This is a genomic window from Pseudomonas sp. MNR3A (assembly GCF_009650575.1).
GTDB lineage: Bacteria > Pseudomonadota > Gammaproteobacteria > Pseudomonadales > Pseudomonadaceae > Aquipseudomonas > Aquipseudomonas machongensis.
This window is the reverse complement of sequence record NZ_VZZS01000030.1, coordinates 55080-73009: the sequence shown is the minus strand read 5'-3', so window position 1 is coordinate 73009 and position 17930 is coordinate 55080. Positions and strand designations below refer to the sequence as shown.

Below are 17930 nucleotides of genomic sequence, written 5' to 3'. Positions count from 1 at the left end.
CGTGAGCCATGACCATGCCTTTCGACGCTGCTTCGACGCCGCTTTCCCTTCCTCGATGGCACAGCCTGCAAGGCGACGAGACCGGTTCCCGGTTGAGTCTGACCTTGGAGGGGCGCCCGCTGATCCAGGTACGCCTGGTGCCCGCCGACCCTGTGCAGGTTCACCTGGAAACCGTCTGCCCGGATCGCGGCGCCCAGGCCCTGTGGGCTGCCTGCTACTGGCTGCTGTCGCGCGATCCCGCCTGCCAGCGCCTGGCCTGGCATGTGCCGAAGGCGCCAGCGTGGGTACCGTCGTTGCTGGCGAGCGGCCTGCTGGTGCCCAGCGAGCAAGCGCACGTGTTGATCTGCGAGCGAGCGCTGTTCTGGCAGTTGCCGCAGCCCTGGCTTGGCGAGGTACAGAGCGGTGTCTACCCGCAGCAGATGCAGATCAGCAACGGCAAGCGCCATCCACGCCGCCCACCCAAACCCCGGGGCGAGGTGTATCGCCGTTTCGATGTGCGCCTGGGGGCGTGGGTGTCGCTACGCACCCTGGAAGTCGAGCAGGACCTGGCGCGTTTCAACCGTTGGCAGAACGAGCCCCGGGTCGCGCACTTCTGGCAGGAACAGGGCAGCCTGGAGCAGCACCGCGAATACCTGAGCAAGCTCGAGGCAGACCCGCACACCCTGACACTCATCGGCTGTTTCGACGATGAGCCGTTCGCCTACTTCGAAGCCTACTGGGCCAAGGAAGACCGCATCGCGCCGTTCTATCCGGCCGACGACTACGACCGCGGTATCCACATGCTCGTGGGCGAACAGGCGCATCGTGGCCCGCACAAGGTGGCGAGCTGGATGTCGGCGCTGGTGCACTACCTGTTCCTCGACGACCCGCGCACCCAGCGCGTCGTCGCCGAGCCGCGCGCCGACAACGGCAAGATGATCGGCTACATGCACGATCAGTGCTTCCACTGCGACAAAGAGTTCGATTTCCCGCACAAGCGGGCGGCGCTGATGATCCTGGGGCGTGAGCGTTTCTTCGATCGGTGCACGCTGGTCTAGCGGCGCGCAGGGCGTGGGCCGCTGTGCGGCCCGATCACGCTGACAGGTGCCGTGCGATGCGCGCGGTACCTGTGAGGCGGTCAGCCCTCGGCCTGGCGGCTGTTCTTGCGGCAGTGGATCAGCGCGTCGCGGATCATGAAGTTGACCAGCGTTGGCGAGACCCCGAGCTCCTTGGCGATGTCTTTTTGCGGCACGCCGTGCAGGCGGTACATCTCGAACGCGTAGCGAGTGCGCTGGGGCAGCTCGTTGAGCGCTTCGGCGATGTGCTCGAGGGTCGCCAGGTTGATGTGGGTGGCTTCTGGCGAGGCATTCTGGATCACCACGTTCATGCCTTCTTCCTCGCTGCCCGAGTACTTCAGCTCCATCGCCTGCTTGCGGTAGTGGTCGATGGCCAGGTTGCGCACGATCTGGAACAGGTAGCTGAGCTGGGCCTTGAACGATGACGTGATCTGCGGCGCGGAACCGAGCCGGAAGAAGGCATCCTGCACCACATCCTCGGCGCGCGACCGACAGCCCGTGATACGGGCGGCAATCTTGACGAGGATGCTGCGATTGTCGACGAACGCCTGGAGTAATGGTGAATCGCACTTACTTGTGGATAGTTGTTCCGCCATGGAAATCACCTTGTCTCTGTGAGGAAAGGGAGCACACCGATTGGTCATGCTTCCTACGACGTGCGACAAACTATTCAGAATGATAATGATTGTCAAATACAGAAGTAAGTGAGTCTCTATTCGATTGTGGTCTAAGCTGCACGCCCTCCATGACCACTGTGTGAACGTCGTTCGCAGGCCCGCGACGTTTCTAATTATTTCTCCGGCCCATCCGTTCCCCTGTGTACATCCGGCCGCCGACTGCCGCCCGCCCGACGTGCCTTGCGCACCTGGCCCGGCCCCGGCCCGACTTACCCAGACACTGGCAGGAACACTCCATGACGGACGCCTTCGAACTCCCGCTCACGCTGGTCCAGGCCCTGGCGCAACGCGCCGCGGCGACCCCGGACCGGATCGCCTTGCGCTTTCTTGCCGACGATCCCCGCGAACAGGCGGTGCTCAGCTACCGCGAGCTGGACTTGCGCGCCCGTACCATCGCCGCCGCCCTGCAGGCCCGCGCCACGTTCGGTGATCGGGCGATCCTGCTGTTTCCCAGCGGTCCGGACTATGTCGCGGCATTCTTCGGCTGCCTGTATGCCGGGGTGATCGCAGTGCCGGCCTATCCGCCGGAGTCTTCGCGCCAGCACCATCAGGAGCGGCTGCTGTCGATCATCGACGATGCCCAGCCGCGTCTGCTGCTGACGGTAGAAGCGCTTCATGACAGTTTGCAGGGCCTTGATGCTCTGGCGACGGATGCCGCCCCGGGCCTGCTGGCGGTGGACGGTCTGCCCCCTGAGCTGGCCGACGACTGGCGTGAACCGGCGCTGGCCGGCGAGCACATCGCCTTCCTGCAGTACACCTCTGGCTCCACCGCGCTGCCCAAGGGTGTGCAGGTTACCCACGGCAACCTGGTGGCTAACGAGCAGCTGATCCGCCAGGGTTTTGGCATCGATCTCAACCCTGACGATGTGATCGTCAGCTGGCTACCGCTTTACCACGACATGGGCCTGATTGGCGGCCTGCTGCAACCGATCTTCAGCGGTGTGCCCTGTGTGCTGATGTCGCCGGGCTACTTCCTCGCCCGGCCCCTGCGCTGGCTGCAGGCGATCAGCGAATACGGTGGCACCATCAGTGGCGGCCCGGATTTCGCTTACCGCCTGTGCAGCGAGCGGGTCAGCGAGGCGGCCTTGGCCGGGCTCGACCTCAGCCGCTGGCGGGTGGCCTACTCCGGTTCCGAGCCGATCCGCCAGGACAGCCTCGAGACGTTCGCCAGCAAGTTCGCCGCTTGCGGCTTCCAGGCGAGCAGCTTCTTCGCCAGCTACGGGCTGGCCGAAGCCACTCTGTTCGTCAGCGGCAGCCGACGCGGCCAGGGCATTGGCGCGCTGGAGCTCGATGCCGAGGCCTTCGCCGCCAACCGCGCCGAGCCTGGCAAGGGCAGCGTGCTGATGAGCTGCGGCTATCCGCAGCCGGGCCATGCGGTGCGCATCGTCGAACCGCAGCAACTGGCGGTGTTGGGCGATAACCGGGTGGGCGAAATCTGGGCCGGCGGCCCGAGCATTGCGCGGGGCTACTGGCGCAACCCCGAGGCCACGGCGCGTACCTTTGTCGAGATGGACGGCCAGACCTGGCTGCGCACCGGCGACCTGGGCTTCATGCGCGATGGCGAGGTGTTCGTCACCGGGCGGTTGAAGGACATGCTGATCGTGCGCGGCCAGAACCTCTATCCGCAGGATCTGGAGAAGACCCTCGAGCGTGAGGTCGATGTGTTGCGCAAAGGGCGCGTGGCGGTGTTCGCCGTGGATGATCGAGGCGAAGAGGGCATCGGCGTGGCGGTGGAAGTCAGCCGCAATGTGCAGAAGGCGATGCCTGCGCAAGCGCTGATCAAGACCCTGCGCCAGGTCATCGCCGACGCGTGCCGCCAGGCGCCGGCCGTGGTCTTGCTGCTCAACCCGGGGGCGCTGCCCAAGACCTCCAGTGGCAAGCTGCAGCGTTCGGCCTGCCGTCTGCGCATGAGCGACGGCAGCCTCGATTGCTATGCTCGCTTCCCGGCAGATGCCGCGTCCTCCGAGCGGGGTGCCAGCGGCGATGCCCTGCAGATGCGCATCGCGGCGGTATGGCGCGACCTGCTCAAGGTCGAGGCGGTGACGGCGGACGATCATTTCCTGCTGCTGGGCGGCAACTCCATCGCCGCCACCCAGGTCACCGCGCGGCTGTCCGATGAGCTGGGTGTCACGCTCAGCCTGCGTACCCTGTTCGAAGCGCCTGTGCTGGCCGACTACAGCGCGGCAGTGGCCTGCGCGCTGGAGCAGGGCGGGCAGGGCACCGGCGCCATCGCCAGCCTCGATCGCGCCAAGGCATTGCCGCAATCGCTGGCGCAGAACCGCCTGTGGTTGTTGTGGCAACTGGAGCCGCAGTCCGCTGCCTACAATATCCCGGCCGGCCTGCACCTGCGTGGCGAGCTGGACGAGGCGGCGCTGCAGGCGAGCTTCCAGGCGCTGGTCGAGCGTCACGAATCTTTGCGCACGCGCTTCAGCGAAGTGGATGGCGAGGCCCTGCAGCATGTGCTGGCGCATGCCGACTTTGCCTTGCAGCGTGTCGATCTCGAAGGGGTGGACGCCAGCGAGGTCGCCAATCGTCGCGAGCATGAGGCCCGCCAACCCTTCGACTTGCTCCAAGGACCGCTGCTGCGCGTGACCTTGGCGCGCCTGGACGATGAAGAACACCAATTGTGGGTAACCCTGCACCATATCGTCGCCGACGGCTGGTCGCTGAATATCCTGCTCGAGGAGTTCGCCCGACTCTACGCCGCCCACTGCCAGGGCCTGCAACCCAATCTCGCGCCCCTGGCGCTGGGCTACGCCGACTACGGCACCTGGCAGCGCCAGTGGCTGGCAGAAGGTGAGGCTGCACGTCAGCTGGAATACTGGACGGCGCAACTGGGCGACGAATTGCCGGTACTCGACCTGTGCACCGACCATCCACGCTCGGCGCTGGGCGAGCAGCGCGCTGCGCGCGTGAACATGAAGGTGCCCGCCAAACTCGGCGAAGCTCTCAAGGGCCTGGCCCGTGACCAGCAGGCCAGCCTGTTCATGGTCCTGCTGGCGGGCTGGCAAGCCTTGCTGCAGCGCTACAGCGGCCAGTCCGACATCCGCGTCGGCGTCCCCAACGCCAACCGCCCGCGCCTGGAAACCCAGGCCATGGTCGGCTTCTTCATCAACACCCAGGTCATGCGTGCCGAGTTCGACGGCCGTACGCCGTTCGACCAGTTGCTGGCCCAGGTGCGTGAGCGCACCCTTGGCGCCCAGGCGCACCAGGACCTGCCATTCGAGCAACTGCTCGAAGCGCTGCCCCAGGCCCGTGAGCAGGGCCTGTTCCAAGTCATGTTCAACCACCAGCAGCGCGACCTGTCCGCGCTGCGCCGCCTGCCCGGACTGCTTGCCGAAGAGCTGCCGTGGCACAGCCGCGAGGCCAAGTTCGACCTGCAACTGCACAGTGAGGAAGACCACCAGGGCCGGCTGACACTGGCCTTCGACTACGCCGCCGAGCTGTTCGATGCGAGCACCATCAAGCGCCTGGGCCAGCACCTGCTGGCGCTGCTCGAACAGGTCTGCGCGCAACCGCAGCTGGCCGTGGGCGAAGTGCAACTGCTGGATGAGCCAGGCCGCGCGCAACTGCTCGCCTGGGGTCAGGCCCCTGCCGAGCCCGACAGAGCCTTGCTGGTCGAGCAGCTCAACGAGCAGGCACGTCTGACACCGGAGCGCGTCGCCCTGGTGTGGGAGGGCGGTCAGCTCGACTACGCCAGCCTGCACCAGCAGGCCAACCGCCTGGCTCACTACCTGCGCGACAAGGGCGTCGGCCCGGACACCTGCGTGGCCATCGCGGTCGAGCGCTCGCCGCAACTGCTGGTCGGCCTGCTGGCGATCCTCAAGGCGGGCGGCGCCTATGTACCGCTGGATGTCGACTACCCGGCCGAACGCCTGGCCTACATGCTCGCCGACTGTGGTGCGGGCCTGCTGCTGAGCCAGAGCACCCTGCTCGAGCGCCTGCCCCAGGTCGAGGGCGTCAGTACCATCGCGCTGGACCAGTTGCACCTGGACACCTGGCCCAGCCAGGCACCGGGCCTGCGCCTGGAAGGCGAGCACCTGGCCTATGTGATCTATACCTCCGGCTCCACTGGCCAGCCCAAGGGCGTGGGCAACACCCATGCTGCCCTGGCCGAACGCCTGCAATGGATGCAGGCCACCTATGCGCTGGACGACCGCGACGTGCTGATGCAGAAGGCACCGATCAGCTTCGACGTGTCGGTGTGGGAATGCTTCTGGCCGCTGGTCACCGGCTGCCGCCTGGTACTGGCAGGCCCTGGTGAGCACCGCGATCCGCAGCGCATCGCCGCACTGGTGCAGCAGCATGGAGTGACCACGCTGCACTTCGTGCCGCCGCTGTTGCACGTGTTTGTCCAGGAGCCGCTGGCCGCAGGTTGCACCAGCCTGCGTCGGCTGTTCTCCGGCGGCGAGGCGCTGCCTGCCAGCCTGCGCGACCGGGCCCTGGCCTTGCTCCCCCAGGTGCAGTTGCACAACCGTTATGGCCCGACCGAGACCGCGATCAACGTCACCCACTGGCACAGCCAGCGCGAGGATGGCGAGCGCTCGCCCATCGGCCGTCCGCTGGCCAATGTGCTGTGCCGTGTGTTGGATGATGAATTCGAACTGACCGCACCGGGCGTGCCGGGCGAACTGTGCCTGGGCGGCGCGGGCCTGGCCCGTGGCTATCTGGGACGTCCGGGACTCACCGCCGAGCGTTTCGTGCCGCAACCCGATGGCGACGGTCAGCGCCTGTACCGCAGCGGCGACCGCGCGCGCTGGCTGGTGCACGACGGTGCGCTGGAATACCTCGGGCGCCTCGACCAGCAGGTCAAGGTGCGCGGCTTCCGCGTCGAGCCTGAAGAAGTCCAGGCCGTGCTGCTGGCCCAGCAAGGTGTCGAGCAGGCGTTGGTGCTGATCCACCGCGACGCTGTCGGCGCGCAGTTGGTCGGTTACTACAGCGGCGTCGAGCAGAGCGCCGCCTTGCTGGCGACCCTCGGCGCGCAACTGCCCGCCTACATGGTGCCAGCGCAGTTGGTTCACCTTGCGCAGATGCCCCTGGGCCCGAGCGGCAAGGTCGATCGCAAGGCGCTGCCGGCGCCAGTCTGGCAGCAGCGCCAACACGTCGAGCCGCAGTCTGCGCTGGAACAGCAAGTGGCGGCGATCTGGCGCGAGGTGCTGAACCTGCCGCAGGTCGGTCTGCAGGACGACTTCTTCGCCCTCGGTGGCCACTCGCTGCTGGCCACCCAGATCGTTTCGCGCTGCCGCCAGGCCTGTGACGTCGAGCTGCCGCTCAAGGCGCTGTTCGAGGCCAGTGAGCTGGGTGCCTTCTGTGCCGAGATCGCGCGGATCCGCGCCAGCGGTGGGTGCAACCTGCAGGGCGCGATCACCCGTGTCGATCGCCGTCAGGCCGTGCCGCTGTCGTACTCGCAGCAGCGCATGTGGTTCCTCTGGCAGATGGAGCCGGACAGCCCCGCGTACAACGTCGGCGGCATGGCGCGTCTATGCGGCGCGCTGCATGTGGACGCTTTCGAGCGTGCCCTGCAGGCGTTGATCGTACGCCACGAGACCCTGCGCACCACCTTCCCCAGCATCGATGGCAAGCCCTACCAGTGTGTGGCCGACGACAGCGGCCTGCACCTGGACTGGCAGGACTTCAGCGCGCTGCCGGCCGACAATCGCCAGCAGCGTCTGCAGCAGCTGGCCGACGAGCAGGCGCACCAGCCGTTCGACCTGGAACGTGGTCCGTTGCTGCGTGCCTGCCTGGTCAAGGTGCAGGAGCGTGAGCACTATTTCGTCCTGACCCTGCACCATATCGTTACCGAAGGCTGGGCGATGGACATCTTCGCCCGTGAGCTGGGCGAGCTTTACGAAGCCTTCGTCGACGAGCGCGAATCGCCGCTGCAGCCGCTGCCAGTGCAGTATCTGGACTACAGCGTCTGGCAGCGCCAGTGGCTTGAAGGCGGGGAGGGCGCGCGCCAGCTCGACTACTGGAAAGCGCGCCTGGGCGACGAGCATCCGGTCCTGGCACTGCCGACGGACCGCCCGCGCCCAGCGGTGCAGAGCCATCGCGGCGAGCTGTACCGCTTCGACCTCGACCCGGCGCTGGTCGAGCGTGTGCATGCGTTCAACAGCCAGCGCGGGCTGACCCTGTTCATGACCATGACCGCCACGCTGGCCGCACTGCTGCACCGCTACAGTGGCCAGCGCGACCTGCGTATCGGCGCGCCGGTGGCCAACCGCATCCGTCCGGAAAGCGAGGGGCTGATCGGTGCCTTCCTCAACACCCAGGTGCTGCGCTGCGAACTGGACGGACAGATGAGCGCCGCCGCGCTGCTCGAGCAGATGCGTCAGACCATCATCGACGGCCAGTCGCACCAGGACCTGCCGTTCGAACAACTGGTCGAAGCCCTGCAGCCGCCGCGCAGCAGTGCCTACAACCCGCTGTTCCAGGTAATGTGCAACGTGCAGCGCTGGGCCTTCCAGCAAAGCCGAACCTTGGCAGGCATGCAGGTGGACTACCTGGTCAACGACGCCAGCGCCACCAAGTTCGACCTGTACCTGGAAGTCACCGACCTGGACGGCCGGCTCGGCTGCTGCCTGACCTACAGCCGCGACCTGTTCGATGAGCCGCGCATCGCGCGCATGGCCGAACACCTGCAGCAGTTGCTGGCGGCGATGCTCGAAGATCCGCAGCAACGCCTGTGCGAGCTGCCGATGCTGTCGGGTGCCGAGCAGCAGGAGCTGGTCGGGCAGCTTCAGGGCGAACAGGATTTCGATCTCGACCAGACCCTGCACGGGCTGTTCGCCGCTCAGGTAGAACGTACGCCGCAGGCCCGGGCCTTGACCTTCGCCGGCCAGCACCTGAGCTACGCCGAGCTCGATCAGCAGGCCAACCGTCTGGCCCGAGCCCTACGTGAGCGCGGGGTCGGCCCGCAAGTGCGGGTGGGCCTGGCGCTGGAGCGCTCGTCGCAGATGGTGGTCGGCCTGCTGGCGATCCTCAAGGCCGGTGGAGCCTATGTGCCGCTCGATCCGGAATACCCGCTCGAGCGCCTGCACTACATGATCGAGGACAGCCGCCTGGGCCTGCTGATCGGCCAGCGCGAGCTGCTCGCGACCCTTGGCGAACTGCCGGCCGGTGTGGTCACCTGGAGCCTGGAGGACGACGCAGCGTCGCTGTCCGCCTACAGCGATGCGCCACTGGACAACCTCAACCTGCCGCAGCACCAGGCCTACCTCATCTACACCTCCGGCTCCACCGGCAAGCCCAAGGGCGTGGTGGTCAGCCATGGCGAGATCGCCATGCACTGCCAGGCGGTGATCGCCGACTTCGGCATGCGCAGCGACGATTGCGAGCTGCATTTCTATTCGATCAACTTCGATGCGGCCAGCGAACGCCTGCTCACGCCGCTGCTGTGCGGGGCACGGGTGGTGTTGCGCGCCCAGGGGCAGTGGGGCGCCGAAGAGATCTGCGACCTGGTGCGCGAGCAGCAGGTGAGCATTCTCGGTTTCACCCCGAGCTATGGCAGCCAGCTGGCGCAGTTCCTGGCTGGACGTGGCGAGCAACTGCCTGTGCGCCTGGTGATCACCGGCGGCGAAGCGCTGACCGGCGAGCACTTGCAGCGCATCCGCCAGGCCTTCGCCCCGCAGCAATTCTTCAATGCCTACGGCCCGACCGAAACCGTGGTCATGCCGCTGGCGTGCCTGGCCCCCGATACCTTGTCGGCCGATGCGGGCAGCGTGCCGATTGGCCGCATGATTGGGGCGCGCACCGGCTACATCCTCGACGAGGACCTGGCGCTGTTGCCCCAGGGCGGCATCGGTGAGCTGTATGTCGGTGGCGCGGGCCTCGCCCAGGGCTATCACGACCGCCCGGGGCTGTCGGCCGAACGTTTCGTCGCCGACCCCTTCAGCCGTGACGGTGGCCGGCTGTATCGCACCGGCGATCTGGTGCGCCTGCGCGCCGACGGGTTGGTCGAGTACATCGGCCGCGCTGACCAGCAGGTGAAGATCCGTGGTTTCCGCATCGAGCTGGGCGAGATCGAGAGCCGCCTGCAGGAGCACGCCGATGTCGAGGAGGCCGTGGTTCTGGCCCTCGACCTGCCGGGCGGCAAGCAACTGGTGGGCTACCTGGTCTGCGCTCAGGCCAAGGCGAGCAGTGATGCCCAGGCGCACCTGCGCGAGGCGGTGAAGGCCCATGCCCGGCAACATCTGCCCGACTACATGGTGCCTGCGCACCTGGTACTGCTCGAGCGCCTGCCGCTGATGGGCAATGGCAAGCTCGACCGTCGTGCGCTGCCAGCGCCGGATCTCGAGCAGGCACACCAGCTGTACCAGGCGCCGGCCAATGAGTTGGAGGCGCAGTTGGCGCAGATCTGGCGCGAGGTGCTCAATGTCTCGCGCGTGGGTGTGCAGGACAATTTCTTCGAGCTTGGCGGTGACTCGATCCTGTCGATCCAGGTGGTCAGCCGCGCCCGTCAGTTGGGCCTGCAGTTCACCCCGCGCGACCTGTTCCAGCACCAGACCATCCAGACCCTGGCAACCGTGGTCAGCCATGGCGCGGGGCCAACGCATGTGGAGCAGGGGGCGCGTCAGGGCCGTATCGGCCTGACGCCGATCCAGCATTGGTTCTTCGACAGCGAAGTGCCACAGCCACAGCACTGGAACCAGGCTGTGCTGCTCGAAGCACGCAAACCGCTGCTCGCTGACCGGCTTGAGGCTGCGCTGGCGGCGCTGGTGCAGCATCACGACAGCCTGCGCCTGCGCTTCACCCAGGTGGCTGGCCGCTGGCAGGGGGAATACGACCAGGCCGGCGCCCAGCCGCTGCTGTGGACGGCGACCGTCGCTGCCTTCGACGATTGCCAGGCGCTCTATACCGACGTGCAGCGCAGCCTCGACCTGCAGCAAGGGCCCCTGTTGCGCGGCCTGCTGCTGACCGATGGCGCAGGCGCGCAACGCTTGCTGCTGGCCATCCATCACCTGGTTATCGACGGTGTGTCCTGGCGTGTATTGCTGGAGGACCTGCAGGCGCTGTACCGCGGTGAAACCCTGGCGGCCAAGACCCATGCCATGGGCGACTGGTCGGCTCGCCTGGCCAGCTATGCCGGCAGCGACTCGCTGCGTGACGAGCTGGGCTGGTGGGAGGGACAGCTGGGGCGTGTGCGCCGCGAGCTGCCGTGCGATCACCCGCAGGGCGGCAACCTGCACCGGCATGCGCGCACCTTGGCCATCGAGCTCGACACCGAGCAGACCCGCCAACTGTTGCAGCAGGCACCAGCGGCCTATCACACCCAGGTCAACGACCTGCTGCTGACCGCTCTGGCGCGCACCCTGAGCCACTGGAGCGGCGATGAGCAGGTGCTGGTACAGCTTGAGGGGCATGGACGCGAAGGGCTGTTCGAAGACATCGACCTGACCCGCAGCGTCGGCTGGTTCACCAACGCCTATCCGCTGAGCTTGAGCCCGGCAACCGGCGACGACGATGCCGCGCGCAGTGCGTCGATCAAGGGCATCAAGGAACAACTGCGCCAGGTGCCGCACAAAGGGCTGGGTTATGGTGTGCTGCGCTACCTGGCCGATTCTGCGGGGCGTGAGCGCATGGCGGCGTTGCCACAGGCGCGCATCACCTTCAACTACCTCGGGCAGTTCGACCAGCAGTTCGACGCCAATGCCGCGTTCCAGCCGCTGGATGCCCCTGCGGGGCTGGCCCATGACCTGGACGCGCCACTGCCCAACTGGCTGAGCGTGGATGGCCAGGTCTATGGTGGTGCCTTGCAACTGCGCTGGACCTTCAGTACAGAGCGCTACGACGAGGCGACCATCGCCGAGCTGGCCGAAGCCTATCGCCAGGAACTGCTGGCGTTGGTCACCCACTGCCTGGTCGAGGGCAACGGTAGCTTCACGCCGTCGGACTTCCCGCTGGCCCAACTGACCCAGGAGCAGATCGACACGCTGCCGGTGCCGGCTGGCGAGATCGAGGATGTCTACCCGCTGACGCCAATGCAGGAAGGGCTGCTGCTGCACACCCTGCTGGAACCGGGCACCGGCATCTACTACATGCAGGACCGCTACCGCATCAACAGTGCGCTGGACCCCGAGCGCTTCGCCCAGGCCTGGCAGGCAGTGGTGGCGCGCCACGAGGCCCTGCGCGCATCGTTCAGCTGGAACGCCGGCGAAGCGATGTTGCAGATCATCCACAAGCCCGGCAAGACCGCCGTCGACTACCAGGACTGGCGCGACCTCGACGACGCCAGCCAGGAGCAACGCCTGCAGGCCCTGCACAAGCAGGAGCGCGAAGCCGGATTCGAGTTGCTGCGCGAGGCGCCGTTCCACCTGCGCCTGGTGCGCGTAGCCGATGAGCGCTACTGGTTCATGATGAGCAACCATCACATCCTCATCGATGCCTGGTGCCGCTCGTTGCTGATGAACGATTTCTTCGAGATCTACCAGGCGCTGGGCGAAGGCCGTGCCGCGCAGTTGCCGGTGCCGCCGCGCTATCGCGACTACATCGGCTGGCTGCAGCGCCAGGACCTGGACGAAGCACGCCAGTGGTGGCAGGCCAACCTGGCCGGCTTCGAACGCGCCACGGCGATCCCCAGCGACCGCCCGCTGCGCCATGACCACGCCGGTGACGGCATGATCGTCGGCGATTGCTACACCCGCCTTGAGGTGAGCGAAGGTGCGCGTCTGCGTGAACTGGCCCAGGCTCATCAACTCACCGTCAACACCTTCGCCCAGGCGGCCTGGGCACTGGTACTGGCTCGCTACAGCGGCGAGCGCGACGTGGTGTTCGGGGTGACCGTCGCCGGGCGCCCGGTGAGCTTGCCGCAGATGCAACGCACGGTCGGGCTGTTCATCAACAGCATCGCCTTGCGCGTGCAACTGCCTGCCGCCGGCGAGCGCCAGAGCGTGCGTCAGTGGCTGCAAGGCCTGCTCGATCGCAACATGCAGTTGCGCGAATACGAGTACCTGCCGCTGGTGGCGATCCAGGAGTGCAGCGAGCTGCCCAAGGGGCAGGCGCTGTTCGACAGCCTGTTCGTGTTCGAAAACGCGCCGGTCGAGAGCAATGTGCTTGACCACGCCCAACATCTGAACGCCAGCTCCGACTCGGGCCGTACCCACACCAACTTCCCGCTGACGGCGGTGTGCTATCCGGGCGACGACCTGGGCCTGCACCTGTCGTTCGACCAGCGCTACTTCGACTACCCGACCGTCGAGCGCCTGCTGGCCGAATTCAAGCGTCTGCTGCTGGCGCTGGTCGAAGGCTTCGAGGGTGAGGTCCAGGCACTGCCACTGCTGGGTGCCGACGAGCAGCGCTTCCTGCTCGAGGACTGCAATCGCACCGAGCACGCCTATACCTTGGAGCAGAGCTATGTCGAGCTGTTCGAGGCACGCGTTGCGGCGCACCCCGAGCGTATCGCCGCCCGTTGCCTGGAGGCGTCCTACGACTATGCCGGGCTCAACCTGGCCGCCAACCGCCTGGGACATGCGCTGGTCGCAGCCGGTGTGAGCATCGATCAGCCCGTTGCCCTGCTGGCCGAGCGTGGTCTGCCGCTGTTGGGGATGATCGTTGGCAGCTTCAAGGCCGGTGCGGGTTACCTACCGCTGGATCCGGGCCTGCCCCCCGCGCGCCTGCAGCGTATCGTCGAGCTCAGCCGCACGCCGGTGCTGGTGTGCAGCGCCGCCTGTGCCGAGCAGGCGGGTCAGTTGCTCGACGAGCTGAGCGGGGCGGTACGGCCGAAGCTGCTGGTGTGGGAGGATATCCAGGCCAGCCAGGTCGCTGGCCACAACTCGGGTATCCACAGCGGGCCGGACAACCTGGCCTATGTGATCTACACCTCGGGCTCCACCGGGCTGCCCAAGGGCGTGATGGTCGAGCAGCGCGGCATGCTCAACAACCAGCTGAGCAAGGTGCCGTACCTGGCGCTGGACGAACACGATGTTATCGCCCAGACCGCTTCGCAGAGTTTTGACATCTCGGTGTGGCAGTTCCTGGCGGCGCCGCTGTTCGGGGCCAGTGTCGAGATCGTGCCGAATGCCATCGCCCACGATCCCCAGGGCTTGCTGGCGCATGTCCAGGCCAGCGGTATCACCGTGCTGGAAAGCGTACCCTCGCTGATCCAGGGCATGCTGGCCAACGATCATCAGGCATTGGATGGCCTGCGCTGGATGCTGCCGACCGGCGAGGCGATGCCACCGGAGTTGGCCGCCCAGTGGCTGGAGCGCTATCCGCAGACCGGCCTGGTCAACGCCTATGGCCCGGCCGAATGTTCGGACGATGTGGCGTTCTTCCGTGTCGATGCCGACTCGACCCGCGGCAGCTACCTGCCCATCGGCACCCCGACCGACAACAACCGCCTGTACCTCTACGGCGAAGAGCAGACGCTGGTGCCGTTGGGTGCGGTGGGCGAGCTGTGCGTGGCCGGCACGGGTGTCGGTCGTGGTTATGTTGGCGACCCGGTGCGTACGGCCCTGGCCTTCATCCCGCATCCGCATGGAGCGCCGGGTGAGCGCCTGTATCGTACCGGCGACCTGGCGCGGCGCCGTGCCGATGGTGTGCTCGAATATGTCGGGCGTATCGACCATCAGGTGAAGATCCGCGGCTACCGCATCGAGCTTGGCGAAATCGAAGCGCGCCTGCACGAGCAGCCGCAGATTCGCGATGCGGCAGTTGGTGTCCAGGAGGGCGCTAATGGCAAGCATCTGGTTGGCTATCTGGTAGCCCATCAGGGCGTGGTGGCCGATGCCGGTCTGCTCGAGCAGATCAAGCAGCGTCTGCGTGCCGAGTTGCCGGAGTACATGGTGCCGCTGCACTGGGCCTGGTTCGATAACCTGCCGCACAATGCCAACGGCAAGCTCGACCGCAAGGCGCTGCCGGTCATCGAGATCGGTGGCCAGCACAGCCAGGATTACCTGGCGCCGCGCAGCGAGCTGGAAGAGATCCTGGCCGCTATCTGGGGCGAGGTGCTCAAGGCTGAGCGGGTCGGGGTGCGCGACAACTTCTTCGAACTGGGCGGGCACTCGCTGCTGGCCACGCAGATTGCCTCACGCGTGCAGAAGCGCCTGCAACTGAACGTGCCGCTGCGGGCGATGTTCGAGTGCAGCACCGTGGAAGAGCTGGCGGTGTATGTCGAAGGGTTGCAGGGCAGCGCGTTGGATGAGGATAAGGTGGATCGGTTGAGTGATCTGATGGCGGAGTTGGAGGGGTTGTAACAGGCCACGACACCCGCGCGGGCAAGCCGCGCGGGTGTCGTGCTGTATTTAAAACCGTGTGATGTTAGTGATATTTTTGCGCTTGCTACCCGGGGAATCGTCCTTTCTTTTTCTTACCGTCGAAGGGTTACTTGATAGGCTTGAGTGCCGGCTGGACTTTGAATCATCGTCGGAGGTGTCAGGGAACAGTGTCTCCAGGTTGAGAGTACTCTCTTCGCTCGATGTGCTGTGCGTGCGAGCTAGCGTCGGTACTTGTTGAGTATCATTTGTATCTGGGTCGTCAATATTGATGGCGACGTGCTGCGGTGCAGAGAAGTCCTCTCCTGCGTTGGTATGTGCCGATGGAGCGGGCAAGGCGACCCTCTCTATAGCGTCGTGCGTATCCGGGCGCTGTTCCCCAAGTCTGGGAGAGTGTGGTCTGCTAGGCGCGTATTGGTGAACGAAGTTTTCGCCGCCCGCGGAGTTTTGATTATCGCGTGATTGAGCATCATTTCTGAACGGGGGAGCCTCTTCAGATTCCAACTGAGCACGGCGAATTTGTTCAGCTGTACGTTGTTTCATAAACACCCGATATTGTGCAAGATTTTGGGCCCCGACCGATGTCATGGCGCCAAACATGGTTAAATATCGCACGGTGGGATCATTGGGGGAGACCCGGCCCAATAACATTAAAGTAATCGCATTAAGGATGTTAAGCACCCTTAGTCCGCTGGATGCAACATGGAGGCGGCCACCCCATTCTCTCCAGTGCTTCCATAAGGGAGCTGTCAGTGATGTTCCGTTTCTCTGTGCATCTTTGACCTGGTAATAGAGGGGTTGGTTGTTCGTAACAAGCGTCGCTATGTTCAGCAGAAGCAGCCAGATGGCAAATATTTCAATGGCTATACTCATAAAGGTCTCTGCTGGAGACATCCCCGTAGCGTCACGAAAGCGCAGAGGATTATTTCTATTCATCCGATACAGATTCGGGCCATCAACAAGCCCACCGGGATCGGCACTCAGCCATCGCCCCAACCCCGTCTGATAGTATCGCCAGCCGTAGTAGTAAAGACCGCTGGCATCGAGCTCCTTGCCGGCATGACGCGACGTACGTTGGGTTAATCCGTCGACTTCCGCTGCCTGCTCATCTAGGCCAACTGTTTCGCCATAAGGGGTGTATTCCTCACGCGAGACGATGTTTCCCGCCTCGTCCGTTTCTCCTGCACTGCTGCTCAGATGGTCGCTAAACCCATAGCGCAGGTGAACCTCGGTACTCAGGCGATTTTCAATCCAACGCACCTCCTCGACTTCGCTGATCACCACGTGCTTGAGCGCCTGGGGCTGGCCTTCGAGTGTGCGCAGGCGTACTTCGCAGTTATCGAGGTAGGTCGTCAGGGTGGTCTGGATTCCGTTGGTCACGCGCACCGTACTGATTTTGCGACGGCGGGTGCCGCCATTGGCGTATCGGTACTGCTCGATATCATCCGCCGCACCGGTAGCGCGTTTGACCAGCGACACCTGGCCCAACTGGTGATCGGCCAACCAAGCCAGTGCCCGGCCATCCACCAGTTGTTTCTGCAGGCCGCCAGGCAGGAAGCCGTTGTCTGGTGTCAGCCCGTGGCCCTCGGGCATTGCGCGGTTGCTTTGGGTCGACACACGCAACTGCTGGGTGCGCTGGCCGGCAGCACCGGTGTGACTCAAGGTGATCAGGTTGTCACCGTCGTCGTATTCGTAGCGTTCGCTGTAAGGTGTCCAGACCATGCCGCCCTGGCGGTCGGACGTTCCGAAGGAGGACGACCAGTAGGCACCGACCGGGCTGCGCTCGCGCCCGCTGGCCTCGACCAGGCGGTACAGGGTGTCGTAGGCGTATTCGCGCAGACCGTCAGACTGTAGGTTGTCATGCCATTGAGGGTCGGCACCTTGGTCATCGAGGGCGAGGATGTTGCCTGCGGGATCGTAGCCATAGTGCAGGTCGCTGATCAGCAGATAGCCCAGCGCATGGTCACTTGGGCGTTGCGTACGATGTTGAATCAGGCGCTGACTGGTGGGCGAGTAGCCATAGAGGTCGACCACGCCATTGCCAGACGTCTGCGCCATGACCATGCCATCGGCCCTGCGCGTGACAGCCGCGAGCGCCATGGCCTCCTTGGCACCCTGGCGCAAATGTATCTGACGTACTGCGCCACTGACGTCCAGTGTCTTCGAGCTCGTGACCCCGGCTGCGTTGGTGCGTACCAGCACATCGCCCACTGCGTTGTATCGGTTAACGGTGATCAGTACGTTCTCTTCCAGATCACCTTCACTGCTGCCAGCCCAATCGGGTTGTTCGGCTTGAGGTTGCAACAGCTTTTGCCGGGTTTCGAGAGGTTTGCTGGTCAGCGATAGCAAGGCTGTATGGGTCAGGCCTGCGTTGTCGAAATGCTTGAGCGTGGCACCTGCCAGGTTGCGCTGGCGGTCGGCAGCAGTGGCTGGGGCATACACCAGGCGCTCGCGCATACGTGCGATGCCGGCGGCTGGGTGCTCGAAGATCGCGCTCTTGCGCCCGCCTTGTTCTGGGGCTTCATAGGTGTGCGTGTGGTGGGTGCCCTGGGCGTTGCAGGTCCACAGTGGCCGACCAGTGGCATCATCAAGCGACAGTGAGGTATCGCCGTCGGTGGTGTGCAGCTTCAACTGTCGGCCGCCGAGGCTGGCGACCGTCGTGACATCGGCCAGCGTCGTTGCGCCTGCCGATACCTGCAATGCTCGTGCACCGAACTGGCGGACGGTGCGGGTCAGTGCATCTGCATGGGTGCGGTTACGCAGCAGTTTTGCTGCGGGTATGTCTGCTCCATCCTGTGGGGAGCGCAGCAGGCGCAGCGTCACCGTAGCGCCTGCTGCACCGGACAGCACCGTCACGTCCGGTGTTTCGGCATGGTAGCGTGCAGCCTTGATGGCAGGCATCTGCGATCCCTCTTCTCATCGCATCCTGTGCACCGATCGCGTGGCCGCGAGGGTGCGATAAGAGGAGTCTAGGGAGACTGCGTCGGTCT

The 17930-nt window shown here is 65.3% G+C and carries 4 protein-coding genes; 2 read left to right on the top strand and 2 right to left on the bottom strand.

The window, feature by feature from the left end:
• Positions 1–14 precede the first annotated feature (14 nt).
• Positions 15–1037, top strand: a complete 1023-nt coding sequence (locus tag F6X62_RS20560; RefSeq protein WP_153774558.1) for a GNAT family N-acetyltransferase — start codon at positions 15–17, stop codon at positions 1035–1037.
• A gap of 80 nt (positions 1038–1117) precedes the next feature.
• Here F6X62_RS20560 and F6X62_RS20555 read toward each other — a convergent pair whose 3' ends face one another.
• Entirely contained in the window at positions 1118–1651 is a 534-nt protein-coding gene (locus F6X62_RS20555; protein WP_054894776.1) for an RNA polymerase factor sigma-70, read from the bottom strand.
• 317 nt (positions 1652–1968) lie between these two features.
• On the opposite strand from F6X62_RS20555, the gene F6X62_RS20550 reads away from it, so the two are divergent.
• Positions 1969–14922 (top strand): non-ribosomal peptide synthetase, encoded by a 12954-nt coding sequence (locus tag F6X62_RS20550; RefSeq protein WP_153774557.1) that lies wholly within the window; start codon positions 1969–1971, stop codon positions 14920–14922.
• Between the two features lie 48 nt (positions 14923–14970).
• On the opposite strand, the gene F6X62_RS20545 is transcribed toward F6X62_RS20550, so the two are convergent.
• The gene (locus F6X62_RS20545; RefSeq protein WP_153774556.1) at positions 14971–17841 is read right to left on the bottom strand and encodes an RHS repeat-associated core domain-containing protein; all 2871 of its coding nucleotides are present in this window, start codon (positions 17839–17841) and stop codon (positions 14971–14973) included.
• Positions 17842–17930 lie beyond the last annotated feature (89 nt).